General features: G+C 63.8%; 20 protein-coding genes, 1 other RNA gene and 1 riboswitch. Of the genes, 4 read left to right on the top strand and 17 right to left on the bottom strand.

What is annotated here, in order from left to right; genetic code table 11:
• The 3 genes from dnaX to ubiD form a co-directional block, all read right to left on the bottom strand.
• A partial coding sequence (gene dnaX / locus GCN75_RS18050; RefSeq protein ID WP_152283687.1) for a DNA polymerase III subunit gamma/tau occupies window positions 1-1258 on the bottom strand: 1258 nt, incomplete at its 3' end.
• 238 nt (window positions 1259-1496) lie between these two features.
• Window positions 1497-1595, bottom strand: an RNA gene (gene ffs / locus GCN75_RS18055) — signal recognition particle sRNA small type.
• A 122-nt stretch (window positions 1596-1717) separates the two neighbouring features.
• Window positions 1718-3202: a 4-hydroxy-3-polyprenylbenzoate decarboxylase gene (gene ubiD / locus GCN75_RS18060; RefSeq protein ID WP_099387068.1), complete on the bottom strand. Its 1485-nt coding sequence runs from the start codon at window positions 3200-3202 to the stop codon at window positions 1718-1720.
• A 478-nt stretch (window positions 3203-3680) separates the two neighbouring features.
• Here ubiD and GCN75_RS18065 point away from each other — a divergent pair, with 478 nt between their 5' ends.
• Window positions 3681-4598: a transglycosylase SLT domain-containing protein gene (locus tag GCN75_RS18065; protein ID WP_193317147.1), complete on the top strand. Its 918-nt coding sequence runs from the start codon at window positions 3681-3683 to the stop codon at window positions 4596-4598.
• A 119-nt stretch (window positions 4599-4717) separates the two neighbouring features.
• Here GCN75_RS18065 and nusB read toward each other — a convergent pair whose 3' ends face one another.
• The 3 genes from nusB to ribBA all read right to left on the bottom strand — a co-directional run bounded on the left by nusB (window position 4718) and on the right by ribBA (window position 7058).
• The gene (nusB, locus tag GCN75_RS18070; RefSeq protein WP_071324693.1) at window positions 4718-5188 is read right to left on the bottom strand and encodes a transcription antitermination factor NusB; all 471 of its coding nucleotides are present in this window, start codon (window positions 5186-5188) and stop codon (window positions 4718-4720) included.
• 91 nt (window positions 5189-5279) lie between these two features.
• On the bottom strand, window positions 5280-5762 hold the full coding sequence (gene ribH / locus GCN75_RS18075; RefSeq protein WP_034759563.1) for a 6,7-dimethyl-8-ribityllumazine synthase: 483 nt from the start codon (window positions 5760-5762) through the stop codon (window positions 5280-5282).
• Window positions 5763-5939: 177 nt separating this feature from the next.
• The gene (ribBA, locus tag GCN75_RS18080; RefSeq protein WP_152258066.1) at window positions 5940-7058 is read right to left on the bottom strand and encodes a bifunctional 3,4-dihydroxy-2-butanone-4-phosphate synthase/GTP cyclohydrolase II; all 1119 of its coding nucleotides are present in this window, start codon (window positions 7056-7058) and stop codon (window positions 5940-5942) included.
• A 468-nt stretch (window positions 7059-7526) separates the two neighbouring features.
• Between ribBA and GCN75_RS18085 the strand changes: the two genes are divergently transcribed.
• Window positions 7527-7952 (top strand): OsmC family protein, encoded by a 426-nt coding sequence (locus tag GCN75_RS18085; protein WP_152283688.1) that lies wholly within the window; start codon window positions 7527-7529, stop codon window positions 7950-7952.
• On the opposite strand, the gene GCN75_RS18090 is transcribed toward GCN75_RS18085, so the two are convergent.
• A complete protein-coding gene (locus GCN75_RS18090) occupies window positions 7949-9367 on the bottom strand; it encodes a hypothetical protein (RefSeq protein ID WP_152283689.1) in 1419 nt (472 codons plus the stop codon). The genes GCN75_RS18085 and GCN75_RS18090 overlap by 4 nt on opposite strands.
• A 140-nt stretch (window positions 9368-9507) precedes the next feature.
• Here GCN75_RS18090 and GCN75_RS18095 point away from each other — a divergent pair, with 140 nt between their 5' ends.
• The gene (locus tag GCN75_RS18095; protein WP_152283690.1) at window positions 9508-10368 is read left to right on the top strand and encodes a hypothetical protein; all 861 of its coding nucleotides are present in this window, start codon (window positions 9508-9510) and stop codon (window positions 10366-10368) included.
• 38 nt (window positions 10369-10406) lie between these two features.
• On the opposite strand, the gene GCN75_RS18100 is transcribed toward GCN75_RS18095, so the two are convergent.
• The 10 genes from GCN75_RS18100 to glyA form a co-directional block, all read right to left on the bottom strand.
• On the bottom strand, window positions 10407-11033 hold the full coding sequence (locus GCN75_RS18100) for a riboflavin synthase (protein ID WP_152283691.1): 627 nt from the start codon (window positions 11031-11033) through the stop codon (window positions 10407-10409).
• A gap of 40 nt (window positions 11034-11073) precedes the next feature.
• Window positions 11074-12147, bottom strand: a complete 1074-nt coding sequence (gene ribD, locus GCN75_RS18105) for a bifunctional diaminohydroxyphosphoribosylaminopyrimidine deaminase/5-amino-6-(5-phosphoribosylamino)uracil reductase RibD (RefSeq protein WP_405002828.1) — start codon at window positions 12145-12147, stop codon at window positions 11074-11076.
• A 76-nt stretch (window positions 12148-12223) separates the two neighbouring features.
• Entirely contained in the window at window positions 12224-12847 is a 624-nt protein-coding gene (locus GCN75_RS18110; RefSeq protein ID WP_405002826.1) for a GspH/FimT family protein, read from the bottom strand.
• 30 nt (window positions 12848-12877) lie between these two features.
• Window positions 12878-13336: a type IV pilin protein gene (locus GCN75_RS18115; RefSeq protein ID WP_226941450.1), complete on the bottom strand. Its 459-nt coding sequence runs from the start codon at window positions 13334-13336 to the stop codon at window positions 12878-12880.
• Between the two features lie 376 nt (window positions 13337-13712).
• Window positions 13713-17576: a pilus assembly protein gene (locus tag GCN75_RS18120; protein ID WP_152283695.1), complete on the bottom strand. Its 3864-nt coding sequence runs from the start codon at window positions 17574-17576 to the stop codon at window positions 13713-13715.
• A gap of 113 nt (window positions 17577-17689) precedes the next feature.
• Window positions 17690-18352, bottom strand: a complete 663-nt coding sequence (locus GCN75_RS18125; RefSeq protein WP_152283748.1) for a pilus assembly PilX family protein — start codon at window positions 18350-18352, stop codon at window positions 17690-17692.
• Between the two features lie 12 nt (window positions 18353-18364).
• The gene (locus GCN75_RS18130; protein WP_319633298.1) at window positions 18365-19351 is read right to left on the bottom strand and encodes a PilW family protein; all 987 of its coding nucleotides are present in this window, start codon (window positions 19349-19351) and stop codon (window positions 18365-18367) included.
• Window positions 19348-19929 (bottom strand): type IV pilus modification protein PilV, encoded by a 582-nt coding sequence (gene pilV, locus GCN75_RS18135; protein ID WP_152283696.1) that lies wholly within the window; start codon window positions 19927-19929, stop codon window positions 19348-19350. The genes GCN75_RS18130 and pilV overlap by 4 nt, the downstream gene beginning before the upstream one ends.
• Window positions 19930-20171: 242 nt before the next feature.
• The gene (nrdR, locus tag GCN75_RS18140) at window positions 20172-20636 is read right to left on the bottom strand and encodes a transcriptional regulator NrdR (protein WP_071078724.1); all 465 of its coding nucleotides are present in this window, start codon (window positions 20634-20636) and stop codon (window positions 20172-20174) included.
• A gap of 145 nt (window positions 20637-20781) precedes the next feature.
• The gene (gene glyA / locus GCN75_RS18145) at window positions 20782-22029 is read right to left on the bottom strand and encodes a serine hydroxymethyltransferase (protein ID WP_086146070.1); all 1248 of its coding nucleotides are present in this window, start codon (window positions 22027-22029) and stop codon (window positions 20782-20784) included.
• A gap of 111 nt (window positions 22030-22140) precedes the next feature.
• Window positions 22141-22264, bottom strand: a riboswitch (ZMP/ZTP riboswitch).
• A gap of 314 nt (window positions 22265-22578) precedes the next feature.
• Here glyA and ybgC point away from each other — a divergent pair.
• Window positions 22579-22980 carry a tol-pal system-associated acyl-CoA thioesterase gene (ybgC, locus tag GCN75_RS18150; RefSeq protein WP_046682324.1) on the top strand — a complete coding sequence of 134 codons (402 nt, stop codon included), beginning with the start codon at window positions 22579-22581 and terminating at the stop codon, window positions 22978-22980.
• Window positions 22981-23019: the final 39 nt, after the last annotated feature.

Here is a 23019-nt window from a genome sequence, read left to right on the forward strand (position 1 = left end):
CGGGATCGAACCCTTCTCCAGCACTTGCGATAACGAACACACGACGGCGTCGTTGGGCCACTCCGAAATATTGGGCGTCGAGGATCCTCCACGCGACTGTTCTTTTGGGGTTGCCCGTGGCTGCGGCCGGTGCGGCCGGCACGCCATCGGCGCCGCCTATGCCGGGCCGAAAGGCCAGCATGCGCAGCAAGGTCATGGTAAAGCCCGCGTATTCGTCGGGCGCCAGGCCCAGTTCATTGCGGCCATGCACGGCGATCTGGTAAAACAGCTGCACTTCTTCCGCGTCGAACGCGCCGGCCAGGCGCACGATGTCCGCGTATTCGGGCAGATCCTGCGGCAAGGCGGCGGGCACGGTTTGCGCCAGCGCAATGCGGTGCAACAAGGTGCCCAGGTCCTGCAGGGCGCCGTTGTACGACAGGCTGCGCGACGCCATCTCGTCGGCCACGGCCAGCAAGTCGGCGCCGTCCTGCTGCGCCAGCGCGTCGAGCAGGCGCACCAGGTACGACTGGTCGAGCGCGCCCAGCATGCCTTGCACGGCATCCAGGGTGACGGCGCCGGCCGCATACGCGATGGCCTGGTCCGTCAGGGACAGCGCATCGCGCATGGAACCGTGGGCGCCCTGGGCCAGCAGGCGCAAGGCCGGCTGTTCGAAGGTAATGCCTTCCTGTCCCAGGATATTGTCCAGGTGGCTGATGATGTGGCCGGGCGGCATCTGCTTGAGGTTGAACTGCAGGCAGCGCGACAGCACCGTCACGGGTATCTTTTGCGGGTCCGTCGTGGCCAGGATGAACTTGACGTGCTCGGGCGGCTCTTCCAGGGTTTTCAGCATGGAATTGAACGCGTGGTTCGTCAGCATGTGCACCTCATCGATCATATAGACCTTGAAGCGGGCATTGCTTGGCGCATACACGGCTTGCTCGAGCAGCTGCGCCATTTCATCGACGCCGCGGTTCGACGCCGCATCCATCTCTATATAGTCGACAAAGCGTCCCGCATCGATCGCCGTGCACGCTTCGCACACGCCGCAAGGCTGGGCCGTGATGCCGCCCGTGCCATCGGGGCCGATGCAATTGAGCGACTTGGCCAGGATGCGCGACAGGGTCGTCTTGCCGACGCCGCGCGTGCCCGTGAACAGGTAGGCGTGATGCAATCGGCCGCTGTGCAAGGCATGCGTGAGCGCGCGCACGACGTGCTCCTGGCCGACGAGCGTCTCGAAATTCTTGGGGCGGTATTTACGGGCGAGGACTTGATAGGACATGCTGAGATTTTACCATGCGATTTTGCGGGTGATCCTGCGCGGCGGGCGCAAGCCTCATGGCCGGGCCATTCCAATATGGCAAACGCGGCAAAGCAGCAATTGTATAACATGGCCAGCTGGAAATATGGAAAACACGGCAAGCCCGGCAATGCTGCGGATCGGCAAGAAAATGGCGCCGCAAAAGCAAAAAAGCTGCCCATGGCAGCTTGATTGTTGATCCTGATAAAACATTCCCGAAGGAGGCGAGCCTGATCTGCGGCACTCATGGTTAATAGCCGTGGCTGCTTCGTTCCCGACCTGACCAGGTTAGCCATGCCACGATGCGCAGGGGCCCGCCGGGGACAATTATACCCGACCTGCGCAAGATTGGGGAAGCAAGCTGAAATCCGGGGTCAGACCCCCGGTCAAGTTGGCAATGACCTTTGCGTCAGCGGTGTTGAGGGTCTGACCCCAGCCGTTCTACAGCCCCAGCTCTTGCCAGATGCCATCCACCCTGGCCTTCACTTCCGGCGTCATGGCGATCACCGTGCCCCACTCGCGCGTCGTTTCGCCCGGCCATTTATTCGTCGCGTCGATGCCCATCTTGCTGCCCAGGCCGCTGACCGGCGAAGCGAAATCCAGGTAATCGATGGGCGTGTTGTCGACCAGGGTCGTATCGCGGATGGGGTCGACCCGCGTGGTGATGGCCCAGATGACTTCCTTCCAGTCGCGGATATTGACGTCTTCGTCGACGACGACGATGAACTTGGTATACATGAACTGGCGCAGGAAACTCCACACGCCGAACATCACGCGCTTGGCGTGGCCCGCGTACTGCTTCTTGATCTGCACCACGGCCATGCGGTAGCTGCAGCCTTCGGGCGGCAGATAGAAGTCCGTGATTTCGCTGAACTGCTTTTGCAGCAGGGGCACGAACACTTCGTTCAGGGCCAGTCCCAGCACGGCCGGCTCGTCCGGCGGCTTGCCCGTGTACGTGGAGTGGTAAATCGGGTCGCGGCGCATGGTGATGCGGTCGATGGTAAACACGGGGAAACTGTCCTGCTCATTATAGTAGCCCGTGTGGTCGCCATACGGCCCCTCCAGCGCGTGCTCGTAGCCGCTCGGATGGTTTTCGTCCGGGTAGATATGGCCTTCGAGCACGATTTCGGCGGATGCGGGCACGCGCAGCTCGCTGCCGATGGCTTTCACCAGCTCCGTGCGGCTGCCGCGCAGCAAGCCGGCGAACTGGTATTCGGACAGGCTGTCCGGCACGGGCGTGACAGCCCCTAATATAGTAGCGGGATCGGCACCGAGCGCCACGGCGATCGGATACGGCTTGCCCTTGCTCTGGATCGCGTGCTCGCGGAAGTCCAGCGCCCCGCCCCGGTGCGCCAGCCAGCGCATGATGACTTTATTACGTCCCAGCACTTGCTGGCGGTAGATACCCAGGTTTTGCCGCTTCTTGTTCGGGCCCTTGGTGATCACCAGGCCCCACGTGATCAGGGGAGCGACGTCGCCGGGCCAGCAATGCTGGATGGGCAGGCGCGCCAGGTCCACGTCATTACCCTCCCAGACGATTTCCTGGCACTTCGCGCCGCGCAGCTCTTTCGGCGACATGTCCCACACGGATTTCACCAACGAACCGAGTCCCAGCAGATCCTTGAAATCCTTCGGCGGCTCCGGCTCCTTCAGGCGCGCCAGCACGTGGCCGATCTTGCGCAACTCGCTGACATCTTCCGCGCCCATGCCCAGCGCCACGCGGCGCGTGGTGCCGAACAGATTGCCCAGCACCGGCATGTCGTATCCCGTCGGATTGTTGAACAGCAAGGCCGGTCCGCCTGCGCGCAAGGTGCGGTCACAAACTTCCGTCATCTCCAAAATCGGTGAAATGGGGGTCGAAATGGGCTTAAGTTCACCCATTTGTTGCAGTTGAGAAATAAAATCTCGCAAATCTGAATATTTCATGTGTTTTTAATTTTTTTTGACGTCGGACGCCGTTGCTGAAGGATCTATGCCAAGTAATTGATTTTATTGGCTTTTAGCACAATGCAAGTCAAAAAGTAAGACATAAAAGTAATAAAGAAACGATTCGTTAGTATTGACTTGATATAAAACGGCTTCTACAATTCGCCCAACTTGAAAGAGCACGCCGGCCCAGAGCTTGATTTTAGCGTTTCTCTTTCATTCACGGAGTCGGGGCTCCACATGACATTTTAAGGAGTGTTTTCAAAAGGCGTCTGCCTTACCCCCGGTAAAAGTTGTATTGCGACTGATCCAATACCAGCATGGGACCGATCAGCTCAAGCAAGCAATGACGGCGTTTCTCGCACGCATCCATACGCGGCGGAAACGATGATATTTCTGATGCACGGCATTGGCAGTACCCACAACACCGCGAGACCGCGGAGGGACTGCCTGTTGACGCGACATTTCGGGGAACTCTATGACTCATCGTAGCACCGAAGCAGCTTTGCCTGCTTCAACCGTGGCTGGCCAGCCAGCGTTGGCGCGTTTGCGCGCCCGCGCACAGGCCATTTCAGCACGTGGCGTATTGACCACTGCACAACACACTCTGACAGTCTTCGGCATTTCCGCCCTGGCACTGATCGCCCTGCTGATGTTCCGCCCCGACCTGGGCAAGCAACTGACGCACAGCCTGTTCCCGCTGCCCATGGCAGAGGCGCAAGCCGTCGAAGCACCGGCCCTGTCCGCACTGATGGAAGCACCTGCTTCCGTGCAAACGGCCGCCGCCAACGACGCGCCCCTGACCAAGGAAGAAAAAGCCTTGCTGGGCACGCAAAAGCAGCAGCAATGGGTCACCAACTGGCTCTCCAAGCGCTACCGCGTGGCCAACGACGCCACCAATATGCTCGTGTCGACGGCTTACCTGACGGCCCGTGAAATCAAGCTGGACCCGCTGCTGATCCTGGCCGTGATGGCCATCGAATCGGGCTTGAACCCGTTCGCGGAAAGCCCCGTGGGCGCGCAAGGCTTGATGCAAGTCATGTCGAAAGTGCACCATGAGCGCTTCCAGGAAATGGGCGGCGTGCAAGCAGCGCTGAACCCCGTCGCCAACATCCGCGTCGGTTCGCTGATCCTGAAGGACTACGTCACGCGTGGCGGTTCCGTCGAAGCCGGCTTGAAAACCTATGTGGGCGCCGCCAACTTCGCCACCGACTCGGGCTACGGCTCGCGCGTGCTGGCCGAATACCGCCGCCTGAAGCAAGTGTCGGCCGGCCAGCGCGTGCCGACCACGACGCCGGTGATGGCATCGAACACGCCAGCGCCAGCCAAGGCGCCTGCAGCGGAAAGCGGCATCACCATCAAAGTGCTGCCACACAACGAGATCGCCGGCCTGTGACCCTTTAAAAGCCCTCACAGGGGCATCCAAAAAGCATCACCCAGTAAAAAAGCCACCGCACGCAAGTGCCGGTGGCTTTTTTATTGCCCTGCGGCACTGGCCACAGGAACTGCTCTCTATTACTTGCGCTTGTTGGCGTTGACTTCTTCCTCGCGGAATTTCACTGCCAGCTTGTCGAGCACGCCGTTCACATATTTGTGGCCGTCGATGCCGCCAAACGACTTGGCCAGCTCGACCGCTTCGTTGATGACGACGCGGTACGGGATTTCCATGTTGTTCTTCAGCTCGAAAGCGCCGATCAGCAGGATGCCGTGTTCGATGGGCGACAGTTCCGCGATATTGCGGTCGATCAAGGGTGCCATGCTGTCGCGCAGCGCCAGCGAGTCCTTGATGGTGCCGTACAGCAGCACCGTGAAATGATCGCCATCCGCCTTGTCGAAGCCATGCGCAGCGCGAATATTGTTCACGACGGTGGTCGCGTCTTCATTGTTCAGCAGCCACTGGTACAAGCCCTGCAGCGCAAACTCGCGCGCGCGGTGACGCGGCGTGCGGTTTTTGCTGGGATTGGCGAGCAAATTTTTCTCAGTCATGATTGTTACCTGTTCTTAAATACGTATTTACTGCAAATAGTGACGAATACCGCGGCGCGCTGCCAGGCAGCACGCTGCGGCGCAAGCACGATTAATCCTCGTCTGTGTCTTGCAACTCTTCCAGCGCTTGCGCCAGATTGGCCATTTCCACTGCCACGCGTGCCGCTTCGGCACCCTTGACCAGCATGCGTACTTCCGCCTGCTCGTCGTTTTCCGTCGTCAACACTGCGTTGGCGATGGGGATGCCGTAATCGAGACCGACGCGCGTGATGCCCGCGCCCGATTCATTCGATACCAGCTCGAAGTGGTAGGTTTCACCGCGAATCACGGCGCCCAGTGCGATCAGGGCGTCGAATTGCTCGGTTTCTGCCATTTTTTGCAGAATCAGTGGGATTTCCAGGGCGCCCGGCACGGTCACGTGCAGGATATCTTCATCGGCCACGCCCAGCTTGCTCAACTCTTCCAGGCATGCCGACAGCAAGCCACCACCGACGATTTCATTGAATCGTGCCTGGACGATACCGACGCGCAAACCTTCGCCGGCAAAATTAGTTTCGTATGCTCCTACGGTCATCATAAGCCTCTTTAATCTGGTGGTTCAGGGCGGCACGCACATGCCGCCATCGTTTACTCTCACATCAACGCCTGACAAAATCGTAGCGAGCGGCAGTGATTTGTGGCCGAGAAGCGCAACTGTACGGTAGTACAGTGAGCATCGCAGGCCGCAAATCGCGACGCGCAGTAGATTTAGTTAGGCGTTCTGGCCAGGATGGCACTGAAAACCCGTTACTTCCAGGTCGAAACCGGCCATCGACGGCATCTTGCGGGGACTGGCCAGCAATTGCATCTTGCTCACGCCCAGGTCGCGCAGGATTTGTGCGCCGATGCCGTAGCTGCGCAGATCCATGCTGGCGGCGCGGCCTTTCGGCTTGGCTTGCGGCGTATCGAGCGCGGCGAACTGGGCAAACAGCTCGCCCGACGTCTCGCCGCAGTTCAGCAAGACCATCACGCCCCGCTCGGACTGCTTGATGGCGGCCATCGAGGCGGCCACCGTCCACGAGTGGGTAGTCGCTTCGCTTTCCAGCACGTCCAGCAGGGAAACGGGCTGGTGCACGCGCACCAGCGCTTCCAGGCCGGGGGCCAGGTCGCCATGCACGAGGGCCAGGTGGGCCGACGCGCTCGGCTTGTCGCGGAAGGCGATCAAACGGAATTCGCCATGCGCCGTGTGCAGGGTGCGCTCGGCAACGCGCTCGACCAGGGACTCCGTCTGGCTGCGGTAATGGATCAGGTCGGCAATCGTGCCGATCTTCAGGCCATGCTGCTCGGCAAACACCAGCAAGTCCGGCAGGCGCGCCATGGTGCCGTCTTCCTTCATGATTTCGCAAATCACGGACGCGGGCGTCAGGCCGGCCATGGCCGTCAGGTCGCAACCGGCTTCCGTATGGCCTGCGCGCATCAGCACGCCGCCTTTTTGCGCCTTCAGCGGAAAGATATGGCCAGGCTGGACGATATCGCTGGGCTGCGTGCCCTTGGCCACGGCGACCTGGATGGTCTTCGCGCGGTCGGCGGCGGAAATGCCCGTCGTCACGCCTTCGGCCGCTTCGATGGACACGGTGAAGTTGGTGCCGTAGGCGGTGCCGTTGCGCGACGTCATCATCGACAGGTTCAGCTCGTCGCAACGCTCTTCCGTCAGGGTCAGGCACACCAGGCCGCGGGCATGGGTAATCATGAAATTGATTGCTTCAGGCGTCACGAAATCGGCGGCAAGCACCAGATCGCCTTCATTTTCCCGGTCTTCTTCATCGACCAGTATCACCATGCGGCCGGCGCGCAATTCAGCGACGATCTCTTCGGTGCTGGAAATTGACATCATTCATCCTCGTAAGACGCCTGGCCAAACCTGCTGCGCGTCGGTACAGGCGGCTTGCGATGCTCACCGTACCTTCGTACGGTTGCGCTTCTCGGCCACCTTGCCCTTGCGCTCGCGACGGTTTTGCCGGGCGTTGTTAATGAAACTAAAAACTGAAACTGAAACATCGCGTGCGAAGATTCCGCGAATTTCCGGGAATTTTCTTATAACCTGCTATTTTAAAGGATTTAGCGCTGACAGACCTGAAATAAGACAGCCCGGCAACACCGATGCGCTGGCGCCCGTCCCAACGGCCCCACAAAGCGCCGATTCTGCGATCCAGCGCAAACGGCGGCGGCAAAACGCGCGCCGTCCGCCTTGTGAACCGCATAAGATTGGCGGGTCAGCACACTGACTCATCCTCCGCGCCCCGCGGTTCCCGCCGCAGCGGGCGCTTGTTACGCATTATCCCCACACAGGAGCGGCAACATGAAAACCAACGGATCGGCCATCTGGTCAGGCGGCATCAAGGACGGCAAGGGCGCCATCAGCACGCGCAGCGGCGCCTTGCACGAATATCCCTACGGCTTTGCCAGCCGCTTCGAAGGCAAGCCCGGCACGAATCCGGAAGAACTGATCGGCGCCGCCCACGCGGGCTGCTTCACCATGGCCCTGTCGCTGATCCTCGGCGAAGCGGGCCTGACGGCGGAAAAGATGGAGACGACGGCCGAAGTCACCCTCGACAAGGTGGACGACGGCTTTGCCATCACGGCCGTCCATTTGATCCTGAAAGCAAAAATTCCCGGTGCCGACCAGGCAAAATTCGAGGAATTGACGGGCAAGGCCAAGGCCGGCTGCCCCGTGTCGAAGCTGCTGAAAGCCACGATCACGCTGGACGCCACCCTGCTGCCCTAGATTTTATCCACGGGCTTGACGGGTTCCACGGGCGCCACCGGCGCCACCAGCGGCAGGCGCGAGTCGCTGGCCGGCAATGGCCGGTTCATCAGGCCGGGATTCAGGGCTGCATTGTTCAGGTTATACGCGGCAATGGCGGCCGCCACGGACGGGTCTTGCGAGGAAGGCAGCGGCACGGCCATGCCCGCGGCTTGCGCGGCCAGCTCTTGCGCCTGGGCATTTTGCTGGGCCAGCTGGGCTTGCTCCGTCGCCAGGCCCGCATCGGCTTGCCCCTGCGCTGCGCGTGCCAGCACCTGCGCCCGGTCGCTGGCCGCCTGGGCCGCCATCTGCGCATCGCTGGCGGCCAGCTGTGCCCGTACGGCATCGTCCGCGGCCGCTTGCGCCTGCTGCTGCAAGCCCTGCTGCTGCACTTGCCCCTGGCGCAGCTCGTCCACCCGCGCCGCTTCCTGCTGCTGCGCCTGCTGATCGGCATAGATGCGGTCGCCATCCACGCGTTCGGCGTCCAGGCGCTGGGCATCCACGCGCTGGCTATCGGCTCGCTGCGCCTGCGGCAGGTCCTGGCCGCTTGCTGCGGCTGGCGCCAGCGGCGCCGGTGACGGCCGCAGCCCCTGCAAATCCAGGTTCAGTTCTTCCGCTTCCAGCTGCTGTTGCAGTTCCAGTTGCCGCTGCGCAATGGCGGCCGTTTGCGGCGGCTCGCCTTGCGCCACGGCCAGCTGCTGCCCCGCCAATGCGGCAAGCGCAGGCTGTGCGTCACCCGTCAAATCCGCTTCGACGACGGCGGCCAGCGGCGCGCCCTGCTGCTGGGCCAGCACGGCGCCCACTTGCGCCAGCACGTCCGTTCCCTGTTGCAGGGCATCCAGGGTGGCACGGCTGTCGGCCGCATACGCAGCCTGCAACGTTGCAACATCGACATCTTCATTGCGCAAATCGATGCCCATGCTGGCCAGCCGTGCTTGCGTAAGCAAGCTGCCATCCTGCGCCAGCGCGGCGGCCGCATCCGTGGTGCCGTCGCCCGACAGCAAATCGTAGCGCTGCGCCAGGCTGCCCGGCGTGTCGCCGGCCGTCGCCAGCTGGCTGGCATCGATGCCGCTCGTTTGCAGCTGGGCAAACGATTCCGTCAGCTGCCGCGCCAATGCCAGCAAGTCGTCATTGACGTTCACGGGGGTATTCGCCGCCCTGGCCTCGTCCGTGGCGCCCTGCAAGGCCAGCAGTTGCCGGCGCGACAAGGCCACGCCGGACAGGAACTGGCCCAGCGGAGAGATGTCGACCTGGGTCGATGACAGGATGGCAAGGGCCGCCGCGCTGGACGACGGCACGGGCAGCGCCGGCGCCAGCGGCGCCAAAGGCGCCGTTGCGCCCACGCGGGACGTGGCCGGGATGGTATTGGGCACGGTTGCGCGCGAAATCGGGTCCATGGCTAGCCCTCACTGCGGAAAACCATATTATGCGCGTCTTGCAGCATTGCATCGCACAATTGGCGCATACGGAAACATGTCTAGAGAGTAACTTTCAACGATAGAATACGCTTGCCACGATCTTGCCATATAGGAACAACATGCTGAATGAACCGGAACTGGAAGCCGATATACCAACGACGCCGGCAGCACCTGCCCCGGCGGCAGCGAACGCGGGCATCGAGGAGGTGTACGCGGCCCTGTGCCGCGATTGGGGAATCGCCAGGCCGCCGGCATTGACAGTGACGCCATCGCTGAAAGTGGGCGGCCGCGTGCTGCTGGGAGAATACCGGCGCGAGCGGCATGAAATAATGGTCACGCAGAACATCAGTAATCCCGAGCTGGTGCTGTCGCATGAGCTGTGCCATGCCATTGCAGGTGCCGGCATCGGCTACAAGGGGCACCATGGCGCGCCCTTCCTGGCCTTGTGGAGCCTGGCCGACCATTATTTCATGGCCGGCAGGATCGGCGCCACCCTGGGCGATCTGACGGTGTTCACCATTGGAACGCAATGGCTGCGCGTGGCCCCGCGACGCTACCGCGAAACGGAACGCCAGCGCGCGCACAAGGTCATCGAGGCAGTCAAGAAGGAGATGGCGCAGGGTCCGCTGACAATAGATGAACTTGCTATTGCCATCCGCACACAAATGGGAACCCAGGCGCGCTCCAGCTCGTTTTCCAGCTGGGTCATCGACCGCTTTTTCACGCAAAAAGCGGTGTGGCAATACTATACGGGCCGCAGCGCCATCGCCCTGCTGCTGGCGGGCATTGCGCTCCACGCCGCGGTGCCCAGTGACTACAAGCCCATGGTCGCGGGGGCAATGGCGGTAATACTAGGCGGCATCGCCGCCATCTGCGCGGCGTGCGTCTCCATTGAAAAAGCGCTGTGCAGATGGGCGGACATCGGCAAGCTGCCGCTGCGCCGCAAGGTCTGGCGTATGCTGTTCAGCAAGGCAGGTTAATCTCTGTCAACACCTGCCCTTCCGGGCGCAGCTTATGCTCACTTATCCAGCGACAACATGCGCTCGACATAGCGGGCGATCAGGTCGATTTCCAGGTTCACCTTGCCGTCGACCGTCAGGTGCTTCAAGGTCGTCACGGCGATCGTGTGCGGAATCAGGTTGATCGAGAAGCGGCAGCCGTTGACGGCGCCCGCGCCCAGGTCTTCCACGCGGTTGACGGTCAGGGACACGCCGTTGACGACGACGGAACCCTTGAAGGCCAGGTATTTTGCCAGTTCGTGCGGCGCTTCGATCACCAGTTCCCACGATTCGCCCACGGCCTCGAACTTGCGCACGATGCCCAGGCCATCGACGTGGCCGGACACCAGGTGGCCTCCCAGGCGTTCGGCCAGGGTCAGGGCTTTTTCCAGGTTCACTTCAGTGGTCGTATCGAGGCCCACGGTGCAATTGAGGCTTTCGCGCGATACATCGACGGCAAAGCCCGTGTCCGACTTTTCCACCACCGTCATGCAAGCGCCATTGATGGCGATCGAATCGCCCAGGGCCACGTCGGCCAGCGGCAAGCCGCCTGCATGGATGTTCAGGCGCACGCCTGCATCGAGGCCGCCGTCGAGCGGTTGCACGGTTTCAATCTTGCCAATGGCGGCAACAATTCCTGTAAACATGGAGCTAACCCTATAAAAATGTAAAAGTATGCGTTGCGTATTAGTTGCGTTCGGCGAATCTTGCAAGGATACGCAAATCTGCGCCCACTTGCTGAACCTGGTGGAATTGCAAAGTGCGTTGCTGTTTGAGGTCCGTCAATGCGGGCAAGGCAAACATGCCTTGCGCATCGCCCAGCAAGGTGGGCGCCAGGTAGACCAGCAGCTCGTCGACGCAGCCTTCGCGGATCAGCGAGCCGTTCAGCTTGGAGCCGGCCTCGACGTGGACTTCATTGATTTGCCGGCGTCCCAGTTCCAGCATCAGCGCGGCCAGGTCGACCTTGCCGGCCGCATTCGGCAACATGATGACTTCCGCGCCCAGCGCCTGCAGCTGCGCCTGCTTCTCCGGGTTGGCGACAGCCGCCACGATCCATGTGCCGCCGCCTTGCAAGATGCGCGCATCGGGGCTGATGTCGAGCCGGCTGTCGACGACGATGCGGCGCGGCTGGCGCGGCGTCTCGACGGCGCGCACGTTCAGTTGCGGATCGTCGGCCTTGACGGTGCCTATGCCCGTCAGGATGGCGCAGGCGCGCGCGCGCCAGGCATGGCCGTCGGCGCGCGCCTCCGGTCCCGTGATCCACTGGCTTTGTCCGTTGTGCAAGGCAGTCATGCCATCGAGGCTGGCCGCCGTTTTCATGCGCACCCACGGCTTGCCGCGCTGCATGCGCGAAAAGAAGCCGATATTCATTTCATGCGCCTCGTCGGCCAGCACGCCCGTGGTGACGGCAATACCGGCCGCTTCCAGCTTGGCCAGACCCTGCCCCGCCACCAGCGGATTCGGGTCCGTCATGGCGGCCACGACGCGCCCCAGCCCCGCGCGCACGAGCGCATCGGAGCATGGCGGCGTGCGGCCATGGTGGTTGCACGGCTCCAGGGTGACGTAGGCCGTGGCGCCGCGCACGTCGTTGCCGCGCGCGGCTGCATTGGCCAGCGCTTGCACCTCAGCATGATCCTGCCCGGCCGCCTGCGTCACGCCGGCGCCGATCACCTGGCCATCCTTGACGATCACGCAGCCGATGCGGGGGTTCGGCGAGGTCGTGTATAAACCGCGTGTCGCCCATTCCAGCGCCAGGCGCATGCCATCGATATCGTTGAGTATTTCCACGGGCTTCTTTGAAGGTGAATAATCGGTAATCGCCAAGAGGCGAGTCTTGCTACGAACTGTCGGCCACGCCGCTGCAATTGGCCGCCTGCTGCTGCGGATCGCACACGCGCACCCTGCCCAGCATATTGATTTTAATATGGCGCACCTGCTTTCCCAAAGTCAGGGACAAGGTGCCCCAGCGCGCCGCCAGGCTATTGGTCGCGCTGCAACTGCGTCCAGCGCCATTGTAGGCGATATAAAACGGCGCCGTGGCCGACGAAAACGCGAACTGGGCCGTGATGCCCGCAGGGAGCGGCCCCTGGCGCAACAGCAATTCGTCGCCGTCATCGAAAACCAGGTTGGCATTGCTGTCGATGAATGCCAGCCAGCCCGTGCGCCAGTCCGTGCCACCAGGCCCGGCCGGCATCAGCAGCACGCGCCGGCCCCGCGCCATCGCCTGCGCCCGCGTCAATTCGATGGCCGAGAACAAGTCCGTGGCTACCGCGCGCACCTGCTGGCGCGCCAGCACCTGCTGCAGGCTGGGCAAGGCCGCGGCCGCCAGCAGCGCCGCAATCGCCAGCACGGCCAGCAATTCGAGCAAGGTATGCCCGGCCCGAGGCGGCCGCTTGCGCGAACGGGCAAACCAGTGCCGGCCGCAGGACGGCGAAAGGCGGCATGCAAGTGAGTCACCCAAGCCGCGTACCCGCTCCGGCGCGGCCATGGCCTAGGGCCAGCAATGGCTGGCCGGGCCGCTGCTGCCCCGCTGGCCCGTGCTGCTCAGGGACAGGACGCCGCAATCGGCATCCCGGAATTGCGCATCGACCTTGGCCGTGCCCGGCATGGCCCGCAGCAGCACGCATTGCCCGATGGTCACGCCGGGACAGGCCAGCGCCTCGATTTCATACGCGCTGGCGGCAGCCGGTCCTTCGCCTGACCACCACGGAAATTGCTGCGCCTGCGGCGCGGGCGACACGGAGGAAAAAGCCAGGTAGTGATTATTTTGCGAATAATAGCGCTCCTGCTGCTGCATCAGCCGCAGCATGGCTGCCTGCCCCTGCACCCGCTTGGCGCGCACAACATGGCCCTGGTAGGCGGGCACGGCCAGCGCCAGCAGCAGACTCGTGATCGCCAGTGCGGCCAGCAACTCGATCAGGCTGAAGCCCGCGATGGCGGCCAGTGTCACAGCTGCGGCAGGGGTAGCACCGGCACCGGCGGCTCCCGCGCGCGGCCACGGCGGCGCACAGGGACGCGGGTGCGGAACTGGCTGCCCGACCCCGCATGCGCTGCCGCCCTTGCCTCTCATCCTGCCACCCGCGCCAACGTTCTTATTGCCAGCATCCTTATTGCCAGCGTCCTTACTGCCACCGGCATTTCCACCCGCGCGACCACTTGCGCCGGCGTCACCTGCATCGCCTGCAGCAGACACGTTCCGCGTTGCCACCGCCCCCATGCCTGCCCCTTCGCAAAAAGTTGCCCGTCGATCCGACAGGCCGGCTCACGCGTGGCCTGCGCCTGGTCAGCTTGCAATATGCCGGCGTAAGGCGCCTGCCTGGCCACGTCTATTTTTTCTTGGCCGCTTCGTGCAATTCGCGCCAGTTCGCCACTTCACGCCAGCTGAGGCGACGGGCTAGCAGCGGCGCGCTGACAACCTTGAGCCCGGCCCCGCTGGCCGCAGCGGGCAAGCCCGGCTGCAGCACGGCCAGTTCCTTGCGCCCCTCGGCCCGCCCTGCCGCCGTCACGGCGCCCACCGTACTGTTCAGTTCCAACGCCAGCGGCGGCGCCCGCGCCAGGCCATCGAACAGACGCCCCGTCTGCGCGCCCGCCTGCACGACACCGGCGCCATCGGCGGCAAAGCCGCTCAGCACATCGAGCACGTACAGGCGGGTGGCGGGCCTGGCGCAAGGATCGCGTCCCGGCAGGACGGTGTTGAACAGCACCTTGCCGGCAGCCAGCACGGGACTGCTGATGCTGCGTTCGCCCGTCTGCGCGCTGTGCATGAAATCGAGGTACCAACCGCGCATGGCGTCGCTGCCCGTATAGCGCAGCTCGGCACCATCGACGCGCACGCCGTCCACCGCCTCGCCCAGGCTGCGCCGCTCCAGGTCGGCGCGGCTGCGTGTGGGCGACGACTCCCGCAGATCGTCGTGCACGGCGTAGAACGACTGCGACAAAAAGGCGGAAGGCCAGGTATCGGCCCCTTCGACCAATTTACCTGTGCCGAACAGCAGCAGATAACCGCCATCGGGCGCATACGCCACTGTCAGCTGCTGCGTCACGGGCTGGCGCCTGCCCTGCGCATCGCGCGCAACAAACACGAGCTTGCGTCCCTGGCCATCTTTCCACGGCGGCCCGTCGGTCATATCCAGGCGCCAGATATTGCCCTGCAAATCGCCCGCATACACGTAGGCTAGCGCACCATCGCTGCCCGGCACCACGGCGGGCGGGCCCAGCGCGTGGGACACGGCGTCTGCGCTGGCGCCGCCATCCGCAGCCGCATCGCCCCCCTGGCTGCCGTCGCCGCCGCTGGCCACGGGCACCTTGAGCCGGAAGTAATTACTTCCCAACACCCACGGCGTGCCGGGCACCTTGTCCAGCGCCAGCAGGAAGATGGCGGCGGCGGAAGCGGGCGCCGTCGTGTCCTTGCCGTCGTCCACATGGTTGTTGTAGCCGTTGGCGACGACGGCAAAATCGCGGTAGGCCACCGCCCCATCCTTGCCGCCCATATTGATGCGGGCAAAGGCGGGCGGCGCGCGCACGTTGCCGATCAGCTTATCGTCGCGGTCCGTGAATTCCCACAGCGCCCCGTCTTGCGCAAAGCGCGCCGGGTCCGTGATGTCGAGTGCAAATACGCCCTGCGCCCCGCCGCCCATGCCGGACGCCAGTACCGTCTTCCAGCGCCCCAGCGCCAGTACTTCCGCCGTGGCCGCGGCGCCGTCGAGTAGCGGTCCGGGACTGTAGTGAGTGCTCGCAGCGGCGGCTGCGGCATGCAGCAGCGCTTGCGGCAGATAGGCAAACAATTCGCTGCCCGTGCGCGCATCGACCGCATGCAGCAAGCCATCGTTGGCGCCCAGGTACAGCATTTTGCGCCGCTGCAGCAACAACTTGCGGTGCAAGCCATAGCCGGCGCCCGGCATGCCCAGCCTTGGTGCGCCCACGTACAGCAAATTGCCATGCGGCGCGGCGCCCAGGCTGCCCGAACGGCGCCGCAGGAATCCCCCTGGCTGGCCCACCTCGTGCGTGTGCTCGCCCAGCAGATATGCCAGGCGCGCCTCGCCCTGACCATCGCCGCCGTCGAATGCGCCGCGCTGCGCCGCATCGAGCCGCTGCCATGCCAGTTGCATCAGGCTGCCCTTGGCGTCGAGCGTATAGACGGGGCGCAAGGATGCGGACGCACCATCCGGCACGGGCTTATCCTGTCCGCCTGCAATCCACAATGGCTTGCCGGGAAACAGTGCGCCATCGGCCCCCACGGCAAAGGCGCTGCGCGACAAGGTCATGGCGCCATCGGCCAGGCGCATCTGCGTGTGAAACCAGTATGCGTCTTCCGTGCCGCTGGCCAGCGCCATCAGCGCCGGCCCCGCGAGCATCGCGGGCAAGCTGCCCTTGTCGGCGGCAGCAAAGGCCGCACGCAATCCCCCGATCAGGGCGGCCGGATCGCTGCCGGGCAGGTAGTGGGCCGGCCAGCGGCCGTCCAGGCTCCACTCTTCCAGCGCGCTGCCCGTCGTGCTCTTGTAAGGGTTGGCGTCGCCGTTCGCATCGAGAAAACCGCCATATTTTGCCGCCAGCAACAAGGGAGTAGCAGCGGGCGTGGCGGCAGGCACGGCCGCCGGATCGCCTTGGCGCAAGTCGCCCGCATAGTGTTCGACGTGCGCCAGGCCGTCTTTCTTGCCGCCAGGACGCAGCGCCTGCACATGCGACCAATAGGCCAGGCCCGCCGCATGGTAGCTGGCACCGCCCGCGCCATCGGCCAGCAGTTCCAGTGCCGCCAGTTCGGGCCGTGGCGCGGGATTGCCCTGCGCGGCGCCGCTTTCCAGGCTGCCCACCGCATGCGTCCAGGCCATCGCATCGAACGGGGGCGGCGCAAAGCCATCCGCGGCGCGGGCGCGATCCCCGGGCGCGGCGGGAATGACTGGAACATTGCCTGGCACGTAACGGTCGCCCGCCATGCCCCCATCACCGAGGCTGACGACCACGTGGCGCTGGCAGCTGGCTGTTTGCGGGTCGTTCCATGGAGTCACGACCGGCAAGCCGCCATCGTTGGCAGGCGAGGCCGTGGCGGGCGGTACCAGGACACTCGCCTGCCTGCCCTGCAGGTAGCGCAGCGATTCGTACAGCAATTCGGCCAGCGGCGCCGCCCCCGCGTATGCGCCCGGATGCCCGGCATTGCTGCGGCCCAGGCCATTGATGTAAGCGGTCACCCCGCCACCAGGGCCCGCGCCTTGGGCCTCAAGGTGGGATGGGGCTTGGGCCATATACACGCCGGTGACGGGATTCCATTCGGCGTCGGGATTATCTTGCGGCAAAAAATCGGGCGCCGCCCAGCGCTGCCTGCCCACATGGGCCAGCGGCGCGCGCAGCACGCCGCCATACACGGGGCCGGCGCTGGCGGACACGTCGTTCAAGTGGCCGAACACGCCCACGCGCACCCTGCCCCCATGGCGCTGCACGGCGCCCACGGGCTTGTAGTTCTTGCCATACGCCAGGCACAAGTCGTCGCGCAGCGGTCCTTCGACAGCGTCGCATACGCGCACGCGCGCGAGGAACACGCCGTGCGTGGCTGCGGCGCCGGGGGTATCGCACGAGCCGCCCACAGGCTGGCTGACGCTGGCATCGCCGAACAGCAGGCGATTACGACAGGAAACAATGGCCAGTTGCGACAGCGCAAACGGCGTCGCCGCCGACACACCAGTCTGCAAGACCTTGCGCGGAAAAAAGACGGGATGGGCAAAGAAGTCGACGGGACCATCGGCATCGGGCAGGTAGGCGCGCTGCAGCACCGTCTTGCGCACTTCGTCGATGACGCGGTCGCCGCCCGTCAGCGCATAACGGACGATGTCGAGCATGCTGGTACCGGCCCAGTTGAGAAAGTTGCCGCTGAAACTGTCGCCGCCGCAACCGTGCAGCGCATCGGCCGGCTTCAGCGCGGAGAAGTAAGCGGTCGCTACGCGCAAGTCCGGCAGCATGACGCCATCCTTGCTGCGATACGGATAGCTGTAGCACATGCGCGCATGGAAGTAACCGAGGTACTCGCGCTGCGGCGCATACTCGCCGCCATATGCGGCAGCGGCGGCAGCATGCGTGAGGGACAGGTTGAGCAGCAGATTCGGCGGCACCCTGGCGCCGTGCAAGCCCGCGTCGGCTCGCGCCAGCGCCACCGGGGGAGCGGCGGCAGCCGCAACGGGGCCGCAAGTAAGGCTGGCCAAGCCGGCCACCAGCAGCAACAGCGAAACGCGGCAGGCCTGCCGCCAGGCAGACGACAAAGCGGACCACAAAGCAGCGGACCATGCAGCAGACCATGCAGCGGACGATAAAGCCCTCATGGTCCCGCTCCGGCCGCCTGCTTGCGGTAGTAGCTTTGCAGCACGACTTGCGTGCTTTCCTGCGCGCCGAAACCGATGGCCGTGATGCGGTACACATAGCTTTCCGTGGCCAAGCTGCCGGCCACGGCCGCCGCTTGGGCACCGGGCGGGTGAAACGGCAGCAGTTCGATAAGGTAGCGGGGCAGGCGCGACGGCAGGAAACCCTGCCCCGTCTGCATGATCGCGCCCGTAAACTGGCCATACGGCACGGTGCGGCTGCCACTTGCCCCTTCGGCGCCATCGAGGTCCATGCTCAGCCAGAGCGCCGGCGCATCCGGTGGTGCGGGCAGGCACAAGCCCAGTGCGCCTCCCTCACCGCAACCAGCCTCGAACCCAGCCGCACTGTCCGGCGCGAAGAGGCTGCTGCGTCCCGGCGCGCCGGGCAAGCCTTCGATATCGTTCTGCGCATCCACCAATGCCTCCTCCGCCGCCTGAAACGCGATCTGCCGGTCGCGCTCGCCGCGCGCCGCCTTTTCGCCCTGCAAGGCCATCTGCGCTGCCGATATGCCCAGCAGCAAAATGATCACCAACAGGCACAGCACATACACGAGGGTCGCGCCCCGCCTCCTTGCGCCAGCAGCGCAGCCGGGCAGGCAACCACGGACGCCCGCGCCGGCCATCACGTCGCCCGCCTAGGCCGGCCCGTTGCGCAGCACGATGCTCATCTGCACCAGTTGCCGCAGCCGGGAACGCGTCGCGGCGGGCAAGGCCGCGCGCGCGATACGCACACCCGTGTCGTCGTCGCCGTGCGCCTCCGCATACGCCGGGCCGAACAGGTCGAACTGCGCCGGCCCCAGTTCCGCCAGCTTGTCCACCTGGCCCGCCTCGCCATGCAGCAGCAGCGCCACGCGCACGCTGGCCACGCGTTTCCAGTGCGTGCGGCGGTGAAAATCGCGCTGGCGCGCTGCCGCATCCGCGCCGGCCAGCACCAGCGCCGCATCGTAGGCGTCGAGCGCGCTGGCGTTGACATAACGGTTCGCCACGCCGTCGGGCGGCGTATCCGTGTCGAGGCCATACAGCACTTGGAAACCATCGACGCCACGGATCACGGCGTCCGCGCCCCAGCCGTTCGCGCCACGGTATTTGCAGCGCAGCTCGCCCTCGCCATCGGCGCCCTGGGCCACATAGAAAATGCTCCAGCCCCGCTGCGCCTCCGTTTGCGCGGCGCCCACGCCAAAGCCGGCGCAATTGAGCACGGAACCGTCGCCGCCCTCTTCCTTGCCGGCGCCGTAATAGCGCAGGGCCAGCACATCGCTGCCATGCACGGCATCGGGCAACGCGCCGCTGATGCCTTCGCTGTTCTTGCCCAGGCTATGCGCGTCGAGCCCCGCGACATTGGCGCTGTCGTAGTCGGCATGCGCGACGGGCGCAGCGCTGCTATCCCAATTCACGTACGCCGTCTGGCGCACGGCGCGGGCGATGGCATCGAGCGCATAGCGGCCATTGTCGTCCAGGCGCGCACTGGCGGACTGATCGCCGTAACTGCCGCTGGCCGCCAGCAGCATGGCGCTGGCGGCCAGCATCAGCAGCGCGCCCAGCGACAGGGCCACCAGCAATTCGACCAGGCTCATGCCGCGATGCCGGCACCTGTCAGCGTGCATGCCGTGCACGCCGTTCATGCGCCCCCTCCCCCCAGCTGGAATGCCAGCCTGGGCAGCGACTCGCCCGCCCCATTCACGGCGGGCGATCCATCGGGTAGGCGGCCGCGCCAGCCCAGCTTGATGACGATGGGCGCGCCCTTGCCGCCGCTGCAAGCCCAGTGCAAGCCCTGGGCGGCGGCATCCCACGCAGGGGCGTCGCGGCAGATACGCAGGCGCGCGCCGGGCAAGGCCGATTGCAGTTGCTGTTTCCATTCGGCGATATCGAATTGCGCCAGGTCGGCCCCGCTGCAGGCGGCGGCGCCAAAGCAGTCCGGCGCGCCGCCAGCGTCGGCGCCGTCCGCCGCCGCGTAGGCCACGTTCAGATAAGGATTGCCCCCATCGGGGCCATACATGAGCACGCTGTTCGCGCGCATGCGCTCGGCCATGCCGGCGGCCAGTTGCACGCCCGCCGACAGCAATGCCGATTCATGGCGCGCGCGCAGGGCATTCAGTTGCACGATGCTGGCGCCCAGCAGGCCCAGCGCCAACAGCAGCAGCGATACCAGCACCTCGACGAGGCTGCTGCCATCCATGGGACCACGCGTGCCGCTGTGCATGAGCTTCTCCTGCTGACAGAGTCAAACCCGGACCGGAACCGCACAAACGCCCGGCCCAGCTACAAGATAGGCGCGCGCAAAAACTCAGGCATGAGGCAGCGCAAACGTCGCTGCAAAATAGGGAAAAGTGAGGAGAGAGACCGCGCCCGGATTGATCAGGCCGCTTGCCAGGCGGGCGCTGGCGTGGTGGAAACGGAGCGCGCGATCGGCCCCGTCGTCGAACAAGAAGCTTCGAGCAAGCGTCAGGGCTTGCTGCGGGCCTGTCCCACTTCGGCAATCGCATCCTGGAACTCGGCCAGGTCTTCGAAATTCTTGTACACGGAAGCGAAGCGGATATAAGCGATCTTGTCCAGACGCTTGAGTTCCTGCATGACCAGTTCGCCGATATAGCCGGAATCGACTTCGCGCAAGCCGCTGGTCAGCAGTTTTTCCTGGATGGATGCGATGGCCGTATCCACGGAGGCGGCCGCGACGGGGCGCTTGCGCAAGGCCAGCATCAAACTGCCGCGCAACTTATCCGCAGCGAACTCCGTCCGGCTGCCATTCTTTTTGACGACGGCCGGCATGATAAGTTCAATGCGCTCGTACGTGGTGAAGCGCTTGTCGCATTTGCCGCAACGGCGGCGGCGCCGTATGGCATCCCCTTCCTCCGATACGCGCGTATCGAGAACCTGGGTATCGCCGTGCTGGCAAAATGGACATTTCATGGGCTGGATACAACTTTATAGTAATAATTACGGGAAATCGCCGCCCTTAAATGAAAGGGCGCCCGAATCACTCCGGGCGCCCTGGGGCACGACTGGAATGTGTCAGACAGAATCTTACTCCGTATGACACATTCTGGACAAATAATTATGCAGCGTACACAGGGTGCGCGTCGGCCAGCACTTTCACGGCCGCTTTCACGCGCTCGATGGTGGCGGCGTCATGCGGATTGTCCAGCACGTCGGCGATCAGGTTGCCCACTTCTTCCGCTTGCGCTTCCTTGAAACCGCGCGTCGTCATCGCCGGGCTGCCCAGGCGGATGCCCGAGGTGACGAACGGTTTTTGCGGGTCGTTCGGGATGCCGTTCTTGTTGCAGGTGATGTGCGCGGAACCGAGGATGGCTTCGGCTTCCTTGCCCGTCAGGTTCTTGGCGCGCAGGTCGACCAGCATGACGTGCGATTCGGTGCCGCCGGAGACGATGCGCAGGCCGCGCTTGATCAGGGTTTTTGCCAGCACGTCGGCGTTCTTGATCACTTGCTTCTGGTATTCGACGAATTCAGGGCTCAGCGCTTCCTTGAAGGCGACGGCCTTGCCGGCGATCACGTGCATCAGCGGGCCGCCCTGGATACCGGGGAAGATGGCCGAGTTGATGGCTTTTTCGTGTTCGGCCTTCATCAGGATGATGCCGCCGCGGGGGCCGCGCAGCGATTTGTGCGTGGTCGAGGTGACGAAGTCGGCGAACGGCACCGGGTTCGGGTACAGGCCGGCGGCGATCAGGCCGGCGTAGTGAGCCATGTCGACCATGAAGTAGGCGCCCACTTCCTTGGCGATCTTGCTGAAGCGTTCGAAGTCGATCTTTTTCGAGAACGCGGACGCGCCGGCGATGATCAGCTTGGGCTTGCGTTCGCGCGCCAGGCGTTCCATCGCCTCGTAGTCGATGTCTTCTTCCGCCGTCAAGCCGTACGACACCACGTCGAACCACTTGCCGGACATGTTCAGCGGCATGCCGTGGGTCAGGTGGCCGCCTTCGGCCAGCGACATACCCATGATCAGGTCGCCTGGTTTCAACATGGCAAAGAACACGCCCTGGTTTGCCTGCGAGCCGGAGTTCGGCTGCACGTTCGCGCATTCGGCGCCGAACAGCTGCTTGACGCGGTCGATGGCCAGTTGCTCGGCCACGTCCACGTATTCGCAGCCGCCGTAGTAGCGCTTGCCTGGATAGCCTTCGGCGTACTTGTTCGTCAGTTGCGAGCCTTGCGCTTCCATTACGGCTGGCGACGTGTAGTTTTCCGACGCGATCAACTCGATGTGATCGTGCTGGCGCACGTTTTCTTTTTGAATGACGGCGAACAGTTCAGGGTCGACGTTGGCGAGGTTGTGATCTTTTGCAAACATGTAAAAACTCCAAGTATGAGGGTGCTTGTACTGGCAGGTTGGATCGAATGAGGGGAGCCGGCGTTAAGTGAATAACAACATTGGACAGGCAGCCTCTTCGTGCTTTTCCATAGTGGCTACCCAGGCGAACGGCTGATGAAAAATCTCACGTTTCCCGGTGGATGCCCACCTTTCGCCGGTTTGCCGATCGCCATTCAGGCAGATCGCCGACTTTTCGCCAGTCACGTGAGACGTAATGGAAGTCAAATTGTAAGTTAAGTGCCCAAATTGAGCAAGGAATGCAGCGGTGCCGCTATAATCGCCGCGCGCCGCCGCAGCCCGGGCAAGGCCGCAGGCCGCCCCGGGCGTGGCTGCCGCTCTTAAGCTGAACTTAAACCTGGCCGCGCCATGTAAGCGTATGTTACGAGGCTTGCCATTGTGCACCCCGGATTTACAATGCTGCGGTGCAACTTATATGCTGCTTTTGCATGGCTTTCCAGCAAGCGCCCACAGTCACAAGAAGAAAAATCGCGTAAAATGTTGCTCAATCTCACTACTGGCGCAATAAACATGCCTTCAGTCTTTACCTGGAACGTACGTGTCTACTATGAAGACACCGACGCCGGCGGCATCGTGTATTACGCGAACTACCTGAAATTCTTCGAACGCGCGCGCACCGAATGGCTGCGCGCCATCGATGTGGGCCAGCAGGAATTGCTGGAACAGCACGACGCGATGTTCGTTGTCAAAAGCGTCAACGCCGACTATCATGCGCCAGCCAGGCTCGATGACACGGTAAGATTAACATTAAGCATAGAAAAAATGGGGCGTGCCTCCATCGTTTTCCTGCAACAAGCCTGGTGCGGCGACCGCCTGCTGAACACGGCCCGCGTCAAGATCGGCTGCGTCGACTCGGCATTGCGCCCGCGCGCCGTGCCTGATGCAGTAGCGGCCCGCATGCGCGCCGCCTGAGCCCTACCCGCCACCTCCGGACAATTCACCCAACAGACT

The sequence above is a fragment of the Janthinobacterium violaceinigrum genome, assembly GCF_009208555.1.
Taxonomy (GTDB): Bacteria; Pseudomonadota; Gammaproteobacteria; order Burkholderiales; family Burkholderiaceae_D; genus Janthinobacterium; species Janthinobacterium violaceinigrum.